Origin of the sequence: Treponema sp. OMZ 906 (assembly GCF_024181185.1) — a bacterium.
In the GTDB taxonomy this organism is placed as follows: Bacteria; Spirochaetota; Spirochaetia; order Treponematales; family Treponemataceae; genus Treponema.
In genome coordinates this window covers 727,504-743,716 of sequence record NZ_CP051196.1, presented here as the reverse complement: position 1 = coordinate 743,716, position 16,213 = coordinate 727,504, and the positions used below count along the sequence as shown (strand labels likewise).

10 protein-coding genes are annotated in these 16,213 nt (G+C 45.5%); 2 read left to right on the top strand and 8 right to left on the bottom strand.

All coding sequences use genetic code 11. From position 1 onward, the window contains the following. Window positions 1–2 precede the first annotated feature (2 nt). Window positions 3–860, top strand: coding sequence for a methyl-accepting chemotaxis protein (locus E4N69_RS03295; RefSeq protein ID WP_162662641.1), 858 nt, complete (start codon window positions 3–5; stop codon window positions 858–860). A 102-nt stretch (window positions 861–962) separates the two neighbouring features. Here the strand turns inward: E4N69_RS03295 and E4N69_RS03290 are convergent, their stop codons facing one another. The 6 genes from E4N69_RS03290 to hisS form a co-directional block, all read right to left on the bottom strand. Then, window positions 963–3,056, bottom strand: a complete 2,094-nt coding sequence (locus E4N69_RS03290) for a methyl-accepting chemotaxis protein (RefSeq protein WP_253824505.1) — start codon at window positions 3,054–3,056, stop codon at window positions 963–965. Between the two features lie 67 nt (window positions 3,057–3,123). Further along, a complete protein-coding gene (locus E4N69_RS03285) occupies window positions 3,124–3,774 on the bottom strand; it encodes a hypothetical protein (protein WP_230977998.1) in 651 nt (216 codons plus the stop codon). A gap of 91 nt (window positions 3,775–3,865) precedes the next feature. Beyond that, window positions 3,866–4,537, bottom strand: a complete 672-nt coding sequence (locus tag E4N69_RS03280) for a tetratricopeptide repeat protein (protein ID WP_162662636.1) — start codon at window positions 4,535–4,537, stop codon at window positions 3,866–3,868. A gap of 12 nt (window positions 4,538–4,549) precedes the next feature. Then, window positions 4,550–6,019: a sigma 54-interacting transcriptional regulator gene (locus tag E4N69_RS03275; RefSeq protein ID WP_253824504.1), complete on the bottom strand. Its 1,470-nt coding sequence runs from the start codon at window positions 6,017–6,019 to the stop codon at window positions 4,550–4,552. A 20-nt stretch (window positions 6,020–6,039) separates the two neighbouring features. Beyond that, window positions 6,040–8,445, bottom strand: coding sequence for a 30S ribosomal protein S1 (gene rpsA / locus E4N69_RS03270; RefSeq protein ID WP_253824503.1), 2,406 nt, complete (start codon window positions 8,443–8,445; stop codon window positions 6,040–6,042). Continuing rightward, a complete protein-coding gene (gene hisS, locus E4N69_RS03265; RefSeq protein ID WP_253824502.1) occupies window positions 8,442–9,815 on the bottom strand; it encodes a histidine--tRNA ligase in 1,374 nt (457 codons plus the stop codon). The genes rpsA and hisS overlap by 4 nt, the downstream gene beginning before the upstream one ends. Window positions 9,816–9,893: 78 nt before the next feature. Between hisS and E4N69_RS03260 the strand changes: the two genes are divergently transcribed. Beyond that, the gene (locus E4N69_RS03260; RefSeq protein ID WP_162662630.1) at window positions 9,894–10,973 is read left to right on the top strand and encodes a 6-phosphofructokinase; all 1,080 of its coding nucleotides are present in this window, start codon (window positions 9,894–9,896) and stop codon (window positions 10,971–10,973) included. A 15-nt stretch (window positions 10,974–10,988) separates the two neighbouring features. On the opposite strand, the gene fusA is transcribed toward E4N69_RS03260, so the two are convergent. Together fusA and E4N69_RS03250 are read right to left on the bottom strand one after the other, a co-directional pair. Continuing rightward, on the bottom strand, window positions 10,989–13,040 hold the full coding sequence (gene fusA / locus E4N69_RS03255; protein WP_253824875.1) for an elongation factor G: 2,052 nt from the start codon (window positions 13,038–13,040) through the stop codon (window positions 10,989–10,991). A gap of 93 nt (window positions 13,041–13,133) precedes the next feature. Beyond that, complete coding sequence (locus E4N69_RS03250; RefSeq protein WP_253824501.1) at window positions 13,134–16,151, bottom strand: ligand-binding sensor domain-containing protein; 3,018 nt, start codon at window positions 16,149–16,151, stop codon at window positions 13,134–13,136. Between the last annotated feature and the right edge of the window lie 62 nt (window positions 16,152–16,213).

Genomic DNA, 16,213 nt, shown 5'->3' with positions numbered 1-16,213 from the left:
ATATGGTAGAAGAACAAGAAGCGCTTCAAAATTTTACCGATTTAGTAGATAAAATTGTCGTTAAATACAACAAAGGTGTTGTCTTAGACTTTGTAACGCAGCATTCGTTTCAAATTATCAAAAGCTCGATGGAGCAGCTGGAAGAACGGTTTGAAACTATCCTTTCGGTCTTTGAAGAAATTCAAAAAGAGAGTAGTTCTTCTGCTGCGAATGCTGTTCGTGTTGATAATCTACTGGATACGGCGCTCGGCAGCAGAAAAACGCTGCAAAAAGAAATCCATAAACGACTTGATGAAATCGATGAAGCGGCATCCACGGCACAAATAACAGCTGCCTCGTTTGAAACACTCAAGGAACACACCGGAGAAGTTAAAGCGATGGTCTCTGACATCCAAAACATTTCGGTAAAAACCGGTATTTTGGCTATTAATGCTTCAATCGAAGCCGCTCACGCAGGCAAAGCCGGTGACGGTTTTAGAATTATTGCAAATGAAGTACGAAATCTTTCTACCCAAACCGGTACCTTCGCCAAGATGATCGAAACGAAAATGGCAGAATTGCAGTCATCGGTAAAGAGCATCAGTGAAAGTATGTCTCTTTTTATTTCGCTCTTTTCGGAATTTCAAAAATCTTTTACCGGTATTCTTGCCAATTACGATAAAAATTCGGAAACCTTGGATGCAGCAGGCTTTTCGTTAGCAGAAATCTCATCTTCGATTAAAGAGCAAGATGGCAGTATACACGAAGGCTTCAACTCGCTTAAGGCTATCAACGAGTTTCTAAAAGAGACAGGGGCAATACTGGATGTCGTACAGACCAGTCATCAGCATTTAGGTACCTTATTGCAGAAAAAAGAATAGAGGAAACGTTACTCCGTTCTCGCTCAAAAATGAATATCCTTGTCCATTCTTAGGCGTACTGAAACGTATTATCTTTTTATCGAGAAAAAAGAAAAATATCCCCTATTTGACCTTAAATTTTCCCACTTCGTTTGCGAGCCTTGCGATACTTTCTCGATTCTTCTGCGTCATCGTATTAACTTCTTGTACAGCGTTGTTAATTTGCACGGCGCCGGAAGCCATTTCGTTCATACTATCGGTGATAATGCGTGTTAATTCGTCGAGTGTATGCATTTCGTGTGCAGCACCTTCTCCGCCTTTCAGCATTTCTTCTGAGCCGGCTTGTACTTCGGTTGTTACGATGTTAATGTTTTTAATAGCCGATAAAATCTCTTTACTACCGTGTTCTTGCTCTTTCATTGCTGCTGTTAAAAGATTGCTCATCGATTTTACTTGTTCCGCCAATTCAAAAATCAAATTGAATTTCCCTTCGACAATTTTAGACGAAGTGGACAGTGTTTCGATTTCCGCAGTTAAGGATTTAAGCGTTGCTGTAATTGTCTTTCCCTGCATTGCAGAATCTTCCGAAAGCTTACGGATTTCATCGGCGACAACAGCAAACCCTTTTCCGGCTTCTCCCGCATGGGCAGCCTCGATTGCGGCATTCATTGCAAGCAGGTTGGTCTGCGAGGCGATATGTTGAATAACATTAGAGGCTTCCATTAACGAACCGGATTCTTCGGCAATCTTCTGTGTTACGGCATTAGAAGTTACTAAGGCTGCTTTCCCGTCTCCCGTAGCCGAAACAAAGTTTTTGATAATTTGATCGGTTTTTCCGAGTGTTTGACCGATCGAAGCAATATTTGCAACCATCTGCTCTATTGAAGACGAAGATTGTGCGACGCTGCCTACCTGCGTTTCGATACTGCTATTTAATTGCTTGATTGTTCTAATAATCTCTTCAACGGTTGCCGCCGTTTCGGTAACGCTTGCTGCTTGGTTGATCATTTTCTCTTTTACCGTTTCTGTCGTTGCCGTAATTTGCCGTATTGCGCTTGCCGTTTCAAGCATATTATCTGCAAGATTGGTGCCGGTTACTTCCATGTCAGCTGTATTCGCTTCTATCGAGCGGATTGCATCGGCAATTTTTCCGATTGTTTCATTAAAATATCGTGCTATATCGGTAAGCTCGTCTTTTCCCTTTACCGGTAGTGAAACCGTTAAGTCTCCCGTTCCCTGCGCTATCTCTTTTAGGGCAGTAGCCGTTTTCTGTAGCGCTCGGGAAAGCCCCAACGACACGACAAAAATAATGCAAACAACCAAGGTCACCAATATCGTATCGATAATGATAATAAGCCTAATAGCAACCATATATTTTTGCCGGTAATCCGTCGTAATAAGCGTCCATCCCGTCGTAGATATCTTTGCATAAGCGGCATCTTTTATCGCCCCTTTATATTTATAAGATCCGGAGCCAGAAGTTGTCGATTGAACCGCTGTATGCTCAAAACGGCCTATACTTTCAAGTTCTTTATCCGATTGAGATTTTACGTATGCGTTTTCTTGTGAATAAATAAGTGCGACATCATGGTCGGCAATAGTAACACCGTCTTTGTCCAAGATATAGACTTCACCGCTCTCTCCAATTTTTATATTCCGTATTGTCTCATATATTTTGAGCCCATCGTATACGGTTGCAATTGTACCGATGATTGCTTTATCTCTTCCGTAGATGGGCGCCGCTATAGTGCAAACAAGCGATCCGTCTTTATACGAAGGGTATGGCGTACTGAGGAAAAATTCTCCTTGTATGCTCTTTTGGAACCATTCAAAATTCTTAGCATTTGCCGTCGTACCATCAGTTCTATAAGCATTCCCTTGGGCGTCGGTTACAATCATCCGCAAGCATCCGTCTTTCTTAGCTATTTCTGCCTCACTTTTTAAAATTTCTATTTTTTCGGACAGGGGAGTGTTTGGATTTGAAACTACCGATCCCCGAGCTAATGTTTCCATTTGTATCCTAAATTTTTCAATATATGTTTGCTCAAATATCGTAGCTTGATTTTCTGCAAGCGTTATTAAATGGGAAGCTGCTTGCCGCTCGAGCGCAAGGCGGGAGCTGCGAACAGAAATAAAATTAATAGTTACCATTGAAACGGTGAATAATAAACCGAAAGTGAGTGACAAGCGTGCTTTAAGCGGAAATCTTTTGAGCATAATCATTCCTTAATATTTTAATCTCATATTTTATATATCGTTAAAATATCAGCACTTATTGAGTATTTTACGGATTTTTTTTCTCTATTAAAATGTATCCTAGATATTCCAATGCACTGTGGAGCGTACTAAACGTTGCCGTGTATCCATAGCTGACAGCATAAAAATTTACACACCAGTATGTTTCTGTTCCTCCTGATACGGAAGCCTGCTGTACATCGTCATCACCTACGGTAATATTGTCTTTATTAAAGGTGCGTTTGGCATGGGGAATTCTGTCATCCCTTTGCGGTATACCCTGTTGAATTCCGTTTACGGTAAGCTGTGCAGGATCGCTAACCGGTGAGCCGTAGTCCTGTAAACGGAAACGAACAGAGGCATCGGATGGATATGTACCAATCAACGGGCGTGTATATATACCGGTCGCCGCTAGGCGATAGTATTTCTTAGTGTTTTCCAAATACTCTGCTGCTGTGAATGGGTTATCATCATTATATTGGTCGATTCTACTACGGTCGTTCTCGCAGTCATTTTTTCGCTCATAGATGCGGTAGTAAATTTCCGTTCCCTTAATGTACCCCGCTGCATGTGCTGTATTTGCAGAATCTGCAGTTTTGAACTCACAATATCGATCATTTAGGGCAGTCAGATTACTGGGATTATGCCCTGAGCGTTGCGGCTTTTCAAGATAGATAAAACTTGGAATACCGCAGGCCATTATGAACAGGCCAGTAAAACAGAAAAAAAGAAAAGTGTATCGCTGATATAAAAGCCGTAACAGCGGCATAATCCCTTATAGTACCTTCCCGCTAATTGATGGAAAGTGCAATAATCCGCGATTTTGCAAGCAGTGTCCAATCGTTATCGGGGTAGGCTTCCGTAAGTTTTGTATATGCTTCAATCGCCTTATCCGGATGAGCAAGGCTTTCTTCAAGCCGTCCGATGTTAAATAATGCTCGGGGCTTCAGCGGAAAGTCCTCTAAGGCTGCTGATAAGGTATACAGTTCCAATGCTTTATCGTGCTGCTGTAATTCATCTGCACAGACTGCTGCATTAAAATAGGCAATACCGGCGGTATAAGCTTTCGGCAGCGCCTCTCCTGCCTTTTGGTAAAAGGCGAGCGCTTTTTCCCAATCCTTGCGGAGCACATAGATTTCTCCGAGAGTCGTATACGCCCGAAATGCGGCATACGTGTGGCCGTTTGCTACGGCCTGTTTTCCCAATTTTTCGGCAAGGGCATCTTCCTTTGCCGTCATATCTTCAGCATTTTTATCCCGTAAATCAGCCCATTCGGAGATAATTGCTTCCGTTTCTACGGATGCACTTTTTGCGGCGCGTGTCGTCATTGCCGACGCAATCAAAGCGACAGCGACAACGGCACAAATTACTCCCAGTATAATGACAATCGGTTTCCGATGTTGAGTTAAAAATTGTCCGCAGCGTTCCGAAAAAGAAAGCGTTTGATCGTTTTGTTCTGTCATATATGTCTCCCGTTAATTTTTTATGTTTAATTCTTTCATCAATCGTGAAAGATATGTTCTTTGAATTTTGAGTATTGAAGCCGCCGCCGTTTGATTTCCGCCGGTCGTTTCAAGTACCGTTCTGATATATGTCCGCTTAAACGCATCCGTTGCAGATTTAAGGCCGCCAACGTCTCCGGCCGACACTGCGACAGTAGAGCGGGGAAATAAATATTCAGCGGTAACAAGCGGCGGACATCCGTTTAAGCACCCGTATTCTACAGTATTTTTTAGCTCCCGTATATTTCCCTTCCATTCCGCTTGTTGTAACGCTTCGTGAGCATCTGGCGAAAAATCAATAAACGGCTTCCGCATTTCCTGCGCCGCTTGGTGCAAAAAAAACCGAGCGAGTGCATCTATATCTTCTTTGCGTTGCCGCAGCGGCGGTATATACAGCGGCAATACGTTTAATTTACCGTATAGTTCCGACAGGAAATCTCCTTCGCGGGTTAACTGCTCGATATCGCGGGATGTTGAGGCAATCAACCGTATGTTTCCGCCGCTTTGTTCAAGCTGTAAAATCCTGTCTAAAAGCCTCTTTTGGAGTGAAAGCGGAATGGCGGCTGCTTCATCAAGGAACAACGTTCCTCCTTCCGCTTGTTTAAAACAGCTTTCATCGGAAACATCTGTACTGTCCGACTTAGCACCGAATAAGCGGTGTGCAAGCAGCTCCTCTGCCGGTTCGGCACAATTCACACGAATAAAGGGATAACCCGCTCGACGGCTGTAAACATGCAACTGCTTTGCAACAGATGTCTTTCCTACTCCGTTTTCCCCTATAATAAATACCGGTATATCGGAAAATGCCAGCTGTTTACAGAGTGCGAGTTTTTCCCGCATTACCGGACTGGCCGCTATAAAGGGAGTTTCTTTCGCTTCACGGTCTGTTCGCTGTTCCGTGTATTTTACAGTATCCACATAGAGTCGGTATGCACACGAAGTACGATAAACCGGTGCAGCGTATCCGGCTATAAGGCTCAATAACGAAAGATCGGCCTCTGAAAAATTTCCTCCATCTTTTTTATCCACTGCTTCAAGTATTCCTATACGGAAATCCTCTATACGTAGCGGTACTGCAATAAATCCCGATGCCGAATAAGGAGTTTCATCCATACCGTTTGAGGTAAAGCGGCTTTCCGTATCGGGCGTATTCATTCTTAACGGTTCGTTTTGTCGTAACACCCATGCCGCTGCTGCCGGTAATGCTCTTTTTGCGTCAATGCAATAAAAGGCGTCATCGCATATATAGGCAATCGTCCGGGCATTTTGGAGTGTTTCATCCGCTAAAAAAAGAGAAGCAGCGGTACTGCCCACTGCTTGCATAGTCGAACGGAGAATAAGTTCGAGCAAGGTATCACCCGAAGCCAAAGCACCGCGGGTGAATAAGGGTGTGTTGATGAGAGCAGCTAATCTTTCGGGTAAAATACGGCCTGAGATATACATACGCTGCCCTCACGGCAACACTATTCCGATGCTTTATTCTTCATTAAATCGCCCAACGTAAAGGAGCCTTCGCCGTCTTCCTGTTTGGTAGACATATAGCGGGAAAGCTCTTCTTGCTGGAGACGTTTCTTATAGTCGCGGATGGAAAAAGCCGTTTTCTTATCTTTAACATTTACGTCAAGGACAGCCGCTTTTACCTTGTCGCCGACGGCATATTTCTTTAATACTTCGTCGGGATTATCTTCACGATTTTCTACAAGATTTTGCTTGTGAATAAGACCTTCGATACCGCCGGGTACTTTCACGAATATGCCGAAGTCGGTTACCGAAGTAACTTCGCCTTCGACGGTTGAACCGGGTTTATATGCCTCTGCGAAGGTCTTCCAGGGATCATCACTTAGCTGCTTTACACCAAGGCGAACTCGGTGTTCGGCAGGATTGCATTCGATAACAATTACTTCGAGATCTTGACCTGCCTGAAGCTCACTGTTCGGATGGCGTACCCGTTTTGTCCACGAAAGATCGTCGACATGCAAGAAGCCGTCAATCCCTTCTTCAAGCTCGATAAACGCACCGGCGTTGGTTAATTTAACCACTTTGCGGGTTAAGCGGGTTCCAACAGGATAGCGTTCATCGATATTATCCCACGGGTTTGCCGTTACCTGCTTTAAGCCGAGGGAGACGCGCCCTGCTTGGATATCGTAACCGAGGATCATACATTCAACTTCATCACCGATTTTAACCATGTCGCTCGGTTTGCTTACCTTTTTTACCCAGCTGAATTCGCTGATGTGTACAAGACCTTCGATACCTTCCGATAATTCTACAAAAGCTCCGAAATCGGTAATCTTTGTAACATGTCCCTTTACAATATCGTTTACTTGGAATTTATCTTCAAATTCAAGCCACGGATCGGGGGTGAAATGCTTTAATGAAAGATTGATACGTTTTTCGGTGGGATCAAGTCTGATAACTTTTAAATCGATTTCCTGACCCTTTTTTACAAAATCTTTCGGCCGGGTAACGTGTCCCCAGCTCATATCATTAATATGAAGCAAACCGTCAAAACCGCCGAGGTCGATAAAGGCTCCGAAACTGGTAAAGCTCTTGACTGTTCCTTTTACAACGTCTCCGATATTGGTATTTTCAAAAAACGCTTCGCGATTTTTTTCGAGAGTATCTTCAAGATATTTTCTTCTATTAACTACAATATTATCTCTGTTCCCCTTGCGGTCAAAAACCATCTTTTCGATATAGAAAGTTCCCTTTTCGCCTAACAGGGATTCAGGCTTATCTACTTTCTGGGCGGCAGCCTGACTGATCGGCAAGAATGCAATCATGTTCGCACCGAGATCTACATCGTATCCGCTCTTGTTTACGAGCTTTATGATGGTACCTGTTACAGGAGTTTTGTTTCGGTATGCATTTTGCAGCTCTTTGCGTAAAATGCTGCGGTCTGCTTTTTGCTTGGAGATAATCAGCTTACCGTCCGTCGCCTCTGTCTTTTCAATGTATACCTGTACGGTATCGCCGATTTGAGGCTCTTCGGTAAATTCTTCGCGTGCAACACGTCCCTCTGATTTACCGCCAACGTCAATAAAAACCGAATCATCGGTTATCGCAATAATACGGCCTTCTTTTAATGTTCCGACTTCAGGAGATTCAAAATTTAAATACTCCTCTGGTAATTGTGTTTGGATGCTCTGATCGGAATTTGTAACTGCATCCATTGCCACTTCCTTTTGTTCCATAAATAACCCTTTATCGTGTATTTTGTCTTTTATTTTCTCACAAACCTGCATTATGGTCAAGTCCGATGTATCTAAATAGAAAGCATCTTCGGCAATTTTTAAACTGCCCTCTTTTTTATTCCGGTCGATAGCGTCCCGCTCTTCGATATTTTTCCGTATTTCGGCTTCAGAAAGGCTGCTGGTACCTTGTTCAAAACGGCGCCGTGTTCGGGCATCTACGGAGGCGTCGAGGTATACCTTGCATTCGGCATTAGGAAATACCACGGTGGTCATATCCCTGCCTTCGCAGACGATGTTGAGTTTTGCTGCAGCGGCACGGATTTTTTTGTTGATAAGGTGCCGGATAGGCACAATCGCGGAGAGAGCGGCGACTATCGATTCGACGGCATCACTGCGAAGATATGGTTCCACGCAGCGGCCGTCTAAATACATTCCATCCCGCTTATATTCAAGCAATACGTTTTTTGCAAAATCCGTCCACTTGGCCTCGTTTGTTAAATCCGGCTTCTTCGCACCGGCGCCGCTTTCGTCTCCGCCTAATGAACGGAGTACTGCGAGTGCCATTGCACGGTAAAAGCTGCCGGTGTTCATAAAGGTGAAGCCCAAATCCGCCGCAATCATCTTTGCAACGGTGCTTTTGCCCGAACCTGCAGGGCCGTCTATTGCAATAATCATTTTTTACCACCTTTTAGAGATGCCGGAACATCTTTTAATAACAGATGGGTTTCCGTACGGCTCGGCAGGTGTTTAAGACGCACCGGCATTTCGGCACAGTTCTGCAGTGCCGGAGAAACGGAGACCCCATCCGGTTCGCTGTTGCTATCGGAACCTTCCGGCAGCGGCTCGATAAAAAGCCCCCAGTCGATGCCTTTCTTTTCGGCATAGCCGTACTGCTGCTGTATCTTCTTAGGTTCGGGGAAGACCTCTACGCGGCAGCCGCATTGTTCCAGATAACTCGCCGCTGCGCTGTTTCGCCGAATGAAGTTGCCTTTTTCGTAAAATACGATTGCATCGATAAAACAGGCCTCTTTGGAGCCGATGCCGAGCTGCTCCAATCCTGCAAGGAGACGGTCAAGTCCGATCGAAGCGCCGACCCCGCTTATCGTATCTTTCATGTAGAGTCCCGTTAAATTGTCGTAGCGGCCGCCGGAGCAAACCGACCCGAGCTGCGGAAGGTCGGTTAAAAAGGTTTCGTACACGATGCCGGTGTAGTAGTCAAGGCCGCGTGTAATGGAGGGGTCAAGCACAAAGCTGTCCGCGATACCTGCGTCGCATAGGAGCTGATATACGTCCCGTAAGCGGCCGGTATCGGGGGCAGCGCCTCCTGCAAGTGCTTCTATGTGCGCGAGGATTGTTTCAAAATCGCTGTCTGCCGAAAGGCCGCTGCTGTATTGCACGATTTTTTCAGCCTTTTCAGCTCCGGCAATTTCCGCAAGTTGTTCAATTACTGATTCTTTACCGATTTTTGCCAATTTATCGACAATGCGGAGAATATCTTCGCTTTTATCCTTTAGCTCCAGCCTGTCTAAAAACCGGTTGAATATGCCGCGGTGCGAGATATGAATACGGAAGTTTGTAACGCCGAGCGCTTTGAGGGCGCTATACATGACTTTCAGGATTTCAAAATCGGTATAAGCACAGTCCGAACCGACGCTGTCAAAATCGCATTGAATAAACTCGCGGTAACGTCCCGCCTGCGGTTTTTCGCCGCGCCAGACTTTTGCAATATGATACCGCTTAAACGGAAAATATAATTCGCTGTAGTGTTCCGCAATAAAGCGGGCAAAGGGGACGGTCAGGTCAAAACGGAGCGCAATGTCGCGTCCACCGTTATCGTTAAAACGGAATACTTGCTTTTCGGTTTCCCCGTTGCTTTTGCGCAACAGCACTTCGGAATATTCCAAAGCAGGGGTGTCGATGGGTACGAACCCTGCATTTCTAAATACATTGGTAACGGTTTCGATTAAAAGTGCCCGCCGTATTTCGTCGCGCGGTAAAAAATCTCTAAATCCTTTAAGAACTTTCGGTTGTATCAATTCACTCATTTTTTCAGTATAGCGAATTTTTATACCTGTTACCAGTGCGCACTTGCATAAGCGGGGAAAGCAGGGTATTCTTTTAATATGACTGCACATAAACGCCTCGGCATTTTAACATCGGGGGGCGATGCTCCCGGCTTAAACGCCGCTATCAGAGCTTTAGCTCGGACAGCGATGAACCGTTACGGAATGGAAGTGGTTGGTATTGAGCAAGGGTACCGCGGCCTCATCGAAAATAAGTATCATATATTGACGGAGCAAGATCTTTCCGGCATCCTCGCGCGCGGAGGGACTATTTTGGGGGCTTCCCGTGAAAAACCGTTTAAAGACCGCGGTTGGCGTAATGCGGACGGCAGCGGGGCGGTTGATTGTATTAAAAAAAATTACAAAGACTTACGTTTAGACTGTCTCGCCGTCCTCGGCGGCAATGGCTCGCAAACGACGGCCGATATGCTCGCAAATGAAGGACTGAATATCATCGGTATTCCGAAAACCATCGACAACGATATTGTGCATAATGATATGAGCTTCGGCTTCCACACCGCGCTTGATATTGCAACGGATGCTATTGACCGGCTGCATACGACGGCGGCGAGTCATAACCGTATTATGGTGATAGAAATTATGGGACATAAGGCGGGATGGCTTGCGCTCTACGCGGGTATTGCCGGCGGCAGCGATGTTATTATCATCCCCGAAATCCCCTACCGGATTGAAGCAATAGCCGAGCACTTACTGGAACGCCGTAAAAAAGGAAAACATTTTTCCGTAATTGCTGTTGCCGAAGGTGCCGTATCGTTTAGCGAAAAGGATATGAACAAAAAAGCCTTAAAGGAAGCACGTAAATCTATGGTCGGTTCGATCGGATATCGGGTCGCAGGGGAGATAGAAGCGGCTACCGGTGCCGATGCGCGGGTTACGGTGCTCGGCTATTTGCAGAGGGGCGGTACCCCCTCCGGCTATGACCGTATATTGGCAACGCGCTTCGGCGCTGCTGCTGCCGAGTTCGCCGCAGAGGAACGGTACGGCGTTATGACAGCTCTGCAACAGGGGGGGATCACCGCCGTACCCCTCAGTAAGGTCGCCGATAAGGTCAAGAAAGTACCGGAAGACCACCCGATGATTCGCGCCGCGTGGGATGTCGGCACCTGCTTTGCCGGTTAACCGGTTGTTGGTCGGTTAGCTGCCGAGGCCGCCTTTTTTAATTTCAAAATGACTAAAGCTCATCGTAAAAGAGGCGCGTCCCTGCGTAACGGAGCGTAAATCGGTAGAAAAGCCGAAGAGTTTCGCCATCGGCGCTTGTGCATGAATGACATCGATATTCGGCTTCGAATCCATGCCGAGTACCATGCCGCCGCGCTGCGTCATCTGACTCATCGCATCTCCGACAAATTCCTTAGGACAGAGAATATCAACATTCATCACCGGCTCAAGCAGTTCGGGAGCGGCTTTTCGGCACGCCTCGTCAAAGCCCATCGCAGCGGCGGCTTCAAACGCAAAGGTTGTCGCAGTCAGCTCGTCGTATTCGGCATCGATGAGCGTTACGCCGATGTCTACGCACGGATAGCCGTATTGAATACCCGAATTAAAGGCGCCGCGGATCGCGTGCTCCACCGCCTCGATAATATCTTCAGGTAGGGAATGCGCCTGCGGAGTGCCGCCCGTCGAGACCTTAACCGTGTTCTTAAAGCTATTCCCCGAACCTCGTTCAAGCGGCTCTACACGGAGCGTGAGCTGTGCCGCCTGCTCTTTACCGGCCAGCACCTTGCTGAATCGCTCGGTGTGTTCTACCGTTTGTGTAACGGATTCGCGGTAGGTTACCTGAGGCTTGCCGATACGGGCTTCCACCTTAAAGTCCTGCAGCATACGGGTTGTAAGAACATCCAAGTGCAGTTCACCCATACCGGAGATAATCAGCTGTCCCGTCTCCGCATCCTCACGGCTTATAAAGGTGGGATCTTCCCGTGATAGAATAGCGAGTGTTTCTTTGAGCTTATCGCTTTCCGAAAGACTTTTCGGTTCGATGGCTACGGAGATAACCGGTTCGGGGAACTGCATGGATTCAAGGAGTATCGGCATCCCTTCGCTGCCGAGCGTATCGCCCGTTTGTGCCAATTTGAGCCCGACAAATACGGCAATATCGCCCGCTTCCACGCTATCCATCGGCTCGGATTTATTGGAGTGCATCCGCAGGATACGGCCGATCCGCTCCCGTTTTTTCTTGCCGACATTATATATCTGATCACCGGATTTTACCTTTCCCGAATACATACGGACATAGCAGAGCGCACCGGCCTCTCGATCGTATTGAATCTTAAAGACTAAACCAAGCGGCACACCGTCGCTTTTACAGGGAACGGAAACCGCTGTACCTTTTTTGACCTGTATTCCTTCGGCAGGAGCAACTTCGTCGGGTGCGGGCAGATAGTCCACAATTGCGTCGATGAGCGGCTGAATACCGATATTGCGCCGCGAAGCTCCGCACAAAAACGGAATATAATCACGCCGGAGTACCGCCGCTCGAATTTCTTTTTTGATCAATTCTGCCGGAATGGGTTCTCCCTCAAGTATTAAATCCGTTACCGCATCAGAGTAGGCGGAAACAACATCCAGCATTTTTTCACGATATTTTTCAGCCTCCGCACGGTATTGGTCGGAAAGCGGGCTGCGAGTAAATTTTTCGCCTTCGGTGTCCGCATCCCAGCGGATTTCTTCCATTGTTATAAGATCGATAACTCCTTCAAAACTTTCCGCGCTGCCGATGGGAATTTCTAGCGGCATCACCGTACAGCTGAATTTTTCTTTAACATCCTCCATCGCCGCAAAAAAATCGGCGCCGATTCTATCCATTTTGTTTACAAAGCAGATGCGCGGTACATGGTAATGATCCGCCTGCCGCCACACCGTTTCCGTCTGCGGCTGTACCCACCCTACCGCGCAGAGTACGGCAACTGCACCGTCGAGTACGCGCAAGGAGCGCTCCACCTCAGCAGTAAAGTCGACGTGCCCCGGAGTGTCAATAATATTGATTTGATGATCGCGCCAATAGGTTGTTGTTGCGGCACTTTGAATGGTGATACCTCGGTCTTGTTCCTGCTGCATCCAGTCCATTGCCGCAGCCCCGTCATCGATTTCTCCGATACGGTGAATTTTTCCGGTATAAAAAAGAATACGTTCGGTTGTCGTTGTTTTTCCGGCATCAATATGCGCCATGATGCCGATATTTCGCATAGTAGTAAGGTTACACACACACTGCTCCTTTTTAATATTCCAATATTCTGTGAGCACTATTTCGATCGAGCCGCATCAGGGATAGCCGGTATGTCAGTTACAGTCTGTTATCTGATCCATCGTCGTATCATAAAATACAACTTTATTTCTTCCCGTCTGTTTTGCGCGATAGAGGGCGCAATCCGCTTTATGGATCATTTGTTCAAAAGTATCTTTTTCGGTAGGTTTCCCCGCAAAGACTCCGATACTGATAGTTGCCTGTCCAACCATTTCTGTGGCGTACCGCCCATGCATTGTTTCTATTGTTTTCCTGATTCCTTCCGCAATATGAATCGCCTTTTCAGGAGGCAAATTATACATTACAATCAAGAATTCTTCTCCGCCATACCGACCTATCAAGTCTGTCTCCGTTCTAATGCGCTTTTTTAAATCTGCTCCAATCAAACGCAGCAGTTCGTCACCTGCTTGATGGCCGAAGCGATCATTATAATTTTTAAAAAAGTCGATATCGAACATCATAACCGCTATCGGAACATTATGCTCTATCGCCATTTGCCATATTTTTAAACCGAGCATATCGATATACCGGCGATTGCCTATTCCGGTTAAGTGATCGAGCAGGGAAAGCTCTTTGAGGGTAAAGTTATCTTGTATGAGCACTAGTTGTTTTTCTTCGAGCAGATCGGTATATCGCTGCAACCAATACAACTTATGAATCTTATATGCTAGGAAAACAATCACAGATACTACGACTATATAAAACCAAATCATAACGGGAGAAATAAGAAAACTCTGCCGTATGGTGAACGAAATACTGTCGTGTACGACATCTTGTCCCTCTGCTACATTTTTTACTAAGAACGTATACGAACCGGGGGAAAGGTTAGTGTATCGTACAAAATCCCTATCTGAAGCAACAACCCAATCTTTATCAAAGCCTACCAATTTGTAGGCAGCGATTGGCTTTTTATGCTGAGAAAAGTAGGGCGCTGCAAACGAAATTTTAATATCCTTTGTTTTGTAACTGAAGGTAATTGATTGCTTTCTTGTATAAAGGTTAATTGACTGGCCGTCTGCAGTCAATGCTCGTATTTTAATGGGCGCAAACTGGAGTCTGAATGCATAGAGCTTTTCTTGAGATATTTTTAATATACCCTTATCGGTGCCGAAGAAAAACAATCCCTTGTCTTTTAAAGCAATGGGCGCACATGAGAAATAACCATATCGGCGTATATTGGTGATATTATATGCTTGAGCCGTTTCATGTGCTATATCGAATAAATTTAAATATTTGAGTGCTGTTATCCATAGAAATCCGTCATCCGCATCGGTAATACCGATGATCCGGTTAGAGGAGAGACCGATACTTTTTGTATAGGTATGGAAGAGTTCTGTTTTTGGATCGAACCGGCAAATACCGCCGTCGTTTGTGCCAAACCATAGAAATCCTCTTGAATCTTCGCAAAAAGAATCAATACGATTGGCAGAAATTCCCGTAGGCTTATTTACGTCGTACAGGTACGAAATAAAATCGTCTGTCTCCGATACATATCGACAAAGACCTCTATTTGTACCTATCCACAGTGTACCGCGACTGTCTCGATTGGTAAAAAAGATAATATCGTTACTTAACGAACGGGGAACGTCTGAATGACGGTATTGTGAAAGTATTCCCTTTATGGGTGAAAAATGGACAAGCCCCGCACCGTACGTACCGATCCAGAGCGTATCATCAGCGTCTTGATAAACAGAACGCACCAAAAAACTTGAAGTATCGGATATTCTGCCGTTATATAAAGAAATCGGCGTAAATGAAGCCGTATTTGAATCAAAGAAGTACAGGCCTTTATTAGTACCTATCCAAGCTTCCGTATCGCTGATAACACTGATAGAATAAATAATCACACCGTTTACTTGATCTTTATTCACTATGAACGGGAACTCTTCCGGTTCCAACTGATCAAGGTCGTATCGAACAAGGATGTTATTGGAAGCCGCCCAAATATAGTTCGTACTGGATGCTAAACAAGAGATTGTATCGTCAAGATGCGATAACTTTTTTTGACTTGCAGCATCTTCGTCATAGAGCGGTACGGCAATATCGCCTGAAAGGCGGCTCAAATCCGCTATATTGAGCGCATCAGCGGTCCCGACAAAGAGCATATTGTATTTGTTTATAAAAAGTGAATATACGACATTATTGGTCAGAGCCCCCGCCAGGTTCTGATTAGCTTTATATGGGGTTACTTCTTTTGTCTTTTTATTGATGACGTACAGACCGCCGCCCCACGTACCTACCGCAATGTAATCGTCGGTAATAAAATTATTATAGAGTGTATATATTCGCGCATCCGGTAGCGAATAGATTTCATATTTATTTTTGTCCGGTACAATACGGATAAGTCCAACTCCCCAAACGGAAAGCCAATATACGCCGCTGATGTCTTCGATAAAATGGTAGACAACGCCGTTTTTTCCGGGGCATCCCTCAGGTATGAGGCTGCACGGCTCAAAAGACCTCTCTGTTTCATTGTATTGCCACACCCCGTCATACGTTGAGGCGTAAATGACACCGCGAGAGTCCTCGCTGATTGATCTGATGGTGTTGTTCCCGATAAAAGAGTTATATTGATGGTTATTGAAAGGGGTAAAGTTCTTACAGCCTCCATCGCGGCAAAAATATAATCCATTAATTGTCCCTATCCATAAGTGCCGCTTTGAATCGCGAAAAACCGCTGTAATCACATCATCGCTGACAGGAAAATGGGTGATTGTTCCATTTTTAATATCGAAACGCTCTAATCCGTTGTATGTGCCAAGCCAAAGTATGTCATCGGCGTCCATATAGGCTGTCTGAATCTGACTTGAACGGATCGTAGTATTATCAAAAGGCAGGTGTTCATATTTTTCGGACGTAATCCCGTTATACTTAATAAGACCAGAACGGGTAGCAAAGTACAGACAATCATGGCTGTCTTCTGCAATGCCGACAACTTCGTTAAAGGGGAATAGCACCGGTTCGGTATAGAATGAGAGTGGTGTTATATCTGCACAGAATACTAAACCGGCCATTAAAAAAAGTGTGCTAACGAATGTAATAAAATATTTCATGCCTACCTGTACGCTCCTTTTATAGAGGAACAATCCTAGAATGAAATAGAGATATATTCATC